3 protein-coding genes are annotated in these 3,902 nt (G+C 44.0%); 2 read left to right on the top strand and 1 reads right to left on the bottom strand.

All coding sequences use genetic code 11. The features are described from left to right. Positions 1 to 49: 49 nt before the first annotated feature. Positions 50 to 2,389 (bottom strand): TonB-dependent receptor, encoded by a 2,340-nt coding sequence (locus LSG37_RS20830; RefSeq protein WP_233081933.1) that lies wholly within the window; start codon positions 2,387 to 2,389, stop codon positions 50 to 52. A gap of 216 nt (positions 2,390 to 2,605) precedes the next feature. Between LSG37_RS20830 and LSG37_RS20825 the strand changes: the two genes are divergently transcribed. After that, the gene (locus LSG37_RS20825) at positions 2,606 to 3,334 is read left to right on the top strand and encodes a substrate-binding periplasmic protein (protein ID WP_233081932.1); all 729 of its coding nucleotides are present in this window, start codon (positions 2,606 to 2,608) and stop codon (positions 3,332 to 3,334) included. Positions 3,335 to 3,590: 256 nt separating this feature from the next. Continuing rightward, the coding region (locus LSG37_RS20820) for a hypothetical protein (protein WP_233081931.1) at positions 3,591 to 3,902 on the top strand (312 nt) is incomplete at its 3' end.

Genomic DNA, 3,902 nt, shown 5'->3' with positions numbered 1-3,902 from the left:
TGCCGGAGCTTTGAGGGCTCCGGCTTGGCTTTTCTCACTCTGGATTAACTTAGAAATCCAGTTTTAAAGTGATGGTCGCAGTGCGTTCTGCACCTAAGTAATAAGCGCCTTCCTGGCCACCCGCTAAATAATCTTCGTCTGTCAGGTTGTTCAGCACTAATGACAAATCTATGCCTTTAAACATGTCCTTTGATGACAAGTCTTTGCTGTAGCCCACATAAAAATCCATCAGGGTTGACGCAGGAATTTCATCTTTATTGCCACCCAAAGCAGCACCAAAGTAGCTGTCTGTGCGCTTGGCAGTTAAACCAGTACGGTATGCATCACCCTGATAACGCAACGACAGGCTGAGCATAGTTTCAGGTGAACCTGCTACTTTGTCGCCTGCAAAAATAGCCGCAGGGTTGATTGCAGGTTGTCCGTCCGGGCCTAACACCACTTCACCGTCTTCATCCAGTACCAGGGCATTAATCGTTTGGCTGTATTCAGCCTTATTGCTGGTGAACGCACTGTAAACACTCCAGCCCTGAGTAAATTCCCAGTTTAAGCTAGCTTCCAGACCACTGGATTCAATACCGCCTACGTTGACATAAGTGCCGTCTAACTCGTTCAGGTAGTCAGGGCCACCGCCGTTAGCGCCAGGCTGCAGGAAGGTAATACGGTTATCAAACTGCACATCGTAATAGGTTAAAGACAGGCTCAGATCGTCGCCAAAATAACGTAAACCTAAGTCGATGTTTTTTGCCGTTTCAGCTTCCAGATCATCAAAATCCTGATCGGTTTCTAAAATAGCGTCGCTGATGGCTTTAAAGTTCTCAGCATAACCACCAAATACTTCGTAGCTTTCGTTTAAACGATAAACAAAACCCAGGCTTGGTAATAGATCGGAATCGCTGTCGAGTTGATCTGTATTGGCAGCGACAATATTGTCTTTGCGGCTGACATCAACAAAAAACTTCTTCACGCCCAAAGTAACTGTTAAGTCGTTCCAGTTGATTTGATCCTGCAGATAAATTTTCTGGGTATCAGTTTCATAGTTACGATCGTAATGCACCCAGTACGGCTGATTGTCGAAATAATGATACTGTTTCGGGTCGATAATATTGTGCCAGTCACGGGTTTCGTTACGGTCTTGCTGTTCTATCCAGGCACCTAAACGCAGTTCATGATTATCCATGCTCCATTTCAACTCAGAAGTCAGGCCATAACGGTCTTTTTCATAGTGAGTGTGACGGTAAGAGGCGACCCGGGTTGCTCCTGTTAAATCAGCATTTGGATCCAGAATAGGCTGACCTGCTGCATTAACATATTGATAAGGCGTTAAAGTTCCGTTGCCTGTGCCACGGCTGACACGATTGCCTGCAGCATCTTCCACATACACCTGATAAGGCGGCATCCAGTCACCGCGGCCAGATTGCATATGCACATAAGGTGTGACGGTCAGGTTCAGGCTGTCGGTTAAGTCGGTATCAATTTTCACGTAGGTGAAACTGTTTTCACGCAACGTAGACCAAACTTCAGCAAAGTTTTGATCGATATCCGGGTTGCCAGTCCAGATATTGGTCAGGCGATCCCAATCCGGATTATCAAAAAACTGCTGCAAAGACACGGTGTTGTAGTTGTCTTCTTCAGTGTCGTCATAAGAAAAACGCGCTGTGATGGTGGTGTTGTCCAGTTCAGTGACAGTTTTTACTTCACCGTGCAGACGGTCAGTAAAACCATTGCTGCCTGAACCTATCCATCTATTGTTAAAGCTGTCGGATAAACTAACATAAGCCGTGGTATTTGCACCTATATTACCAGTATCAAAGCGGGTGTAGTAACGGCGGGCATTGTGATCACCGCCTGTTGCAGCGACAGATAAATTTTGCTCAGCTAAAGGGTTATTTGATACAAAGTTTAAAGTACCACCCAAAGCGTCTAACGAAGCAGATGCAATATCGGAGGTACCTTGACCCACTTCAACATAAGCTGTGTTTTCTGTGTCCAGGTAACGGTTGGCTTTACTGCCACCACCATAAGCTGAACCACCATTAGGTAAACCATCAACGGTAATACCCAGTTGTTGTTCGTTCAGGTTCACGTTAAAACCACGCATTGAAATGGTAGTAGACCAGTCATCACCACCAAAAGCATCACCCTGACCTACGCTGATACCAGGCAGTTGGCTGACTAAATCCAATACGTTGCCTATAGGAGCTTTGGTGTTTTTGATCGCTTCATCTGTACTGTTATTGGCATAGCTAATGCGTTTGCCAGTAATGGCCAGCACTTCTACTTCCTGCTCGTCGGCTGCAGCAATTGCGGCTTCTTCTGCAACTACAGGTGCTGACAAACCTAAGGCTGAACTGATCGCAAGAGCGAGCAAATGTTTGTGATGTAATGCCACGTGAAACTCCATATTGTTGTTTGAATTGAAGAAAACGCGGCCATTCTGAACTGGTCTAATGACAGCAAAGTGAAAGGAAGATGACAAAATGAAGTAATTAAAATGTGATTTTTATGAAAATAATTTTCTGTTGAATCAAAAGAACTGAAAGAAAATAGTGGTATTTGCTGTGAACTCTGGCCTATGCTGAGTTCTGCTTCAGATGGAACCTGGTTCATGAGAACACTGCTGTATTTTGGCTTTTTCTGCATTAGTAGTTGTATTGGTCTGGCGCAGGCGCAGCAACTACAGCTATTGGTGGGTGTAGAAAAGCCTCCTTATATTAAAGTGGCGACTCAAACGGGCTACGAGCTGGAATTACTTAAAGCTGTGGTAAAGCGCATGGGGTTTGACAGCCAGTTTATTCATGTGCCAAACGGCCGTTTATTATCCTTATTCAGCGATGGCCAGGCCGATTTAGTCTCTTTACAGCGCAGCACGCCAGAGGGACTTTATGCCACTCAGCCCTATATCAGTTATCAGAATATTTTGATTGTGCGACAAGACTTATATAAAGAAATCTTAAGCCTGCAAGATCTTGTAGGGCTGAGGGTGATGGCCTTTCAAAATGCCCGCCAGTTTTTGCCACCTGACTATACAGAAGCTGTTGCTAAAGCCAGCAGCTATCTGGAAGTGGTAGAGCAAAATAAAATGCCCGCATTGCTGTTAAAAAACCGGGTGGACGTGCTGGTGATGGACAGAAATATCTTCTGGCATTATTACCGCCAAACCGCACCTGACGACAGCAGCCTGAAAGTTTTGAGTTTTTTCCAACCGAATCACTACCATGTACTAGCCCGTACTCCTGAAGTGGCAGAGCGTTTTAATAAAGCCCTGGCTGAAATCAAACAATCAGAGTTATTTAGCCAATTACAGCTGACCTATTTTGCGGAGTTAAATCAGTAGGAATCTGCAGTTCAAAATTGCTATGCAAAGAAATAACTCTTGCCACTTAAAAAATGCGTTAGTCGTCAGGCCTGATTTATTTCACTGAACTAGGATTTGTAAATTTCAGAAAAATATTGAAATAGAGGTACATGGCCGTTAGTTTTGTATTTGTCATTTGCAAGTCTTGCTTACAGTTCAAGAGCTTCTGTCTTTTTTGATTTTAGTAAGTTAAAGATATTATTGGTTTATTGAAAAATCTAATTAGGAGATAAGGATGATTTCACTCGAAGATTTCGAGGCACAATGGTTAGAGGAAATTGAAGCTGGTGCGCCTTCAACCACGATGAAAGGGCATCGATTTGCTCAAAAAGTATTACGGGATTGGCTTGAATTAGATGCAGATATTGCCGAGATCATATACTGCGATTGTGCTGGTGATGGCGGTATAGATGCGGCTGTGTTCATTCCTCATGAAGTGGAAGAAGGTGTTGAGGGAGATACATGGATGTTGGTCCAAAGTAAATATGGTACTTCATTCAAAGGTACTGGTACTTTGTTTACTGAAGCTGAGAAAGTCTTCGCGACT

The organism is Rheinheimera soli, from assembly GCF_021290985.1.
In the GTDB taxonomy this organism is placed as follows: Bacteria; Pseudomonadota; Gammaproteobacteria; order Enterobacterales; family Alteromonadaceae; genus Pararheinheimera; species Pararheinheimera soli.
Note: the sequence above shows the minus strand (reverse complement) of the source record. Positions and strands in the feature narration are given on the sequence as shown.

Excerpts from the sequence above, each read along its gene's own strand:
- LSG37_RS20825 (WP_233081932.1), top strand. The coding sequence starts at position 2,606 with ATGAGAACACTGCTGTATTTTGGCTTTTTCTGCATTAGTAGTTGTATT.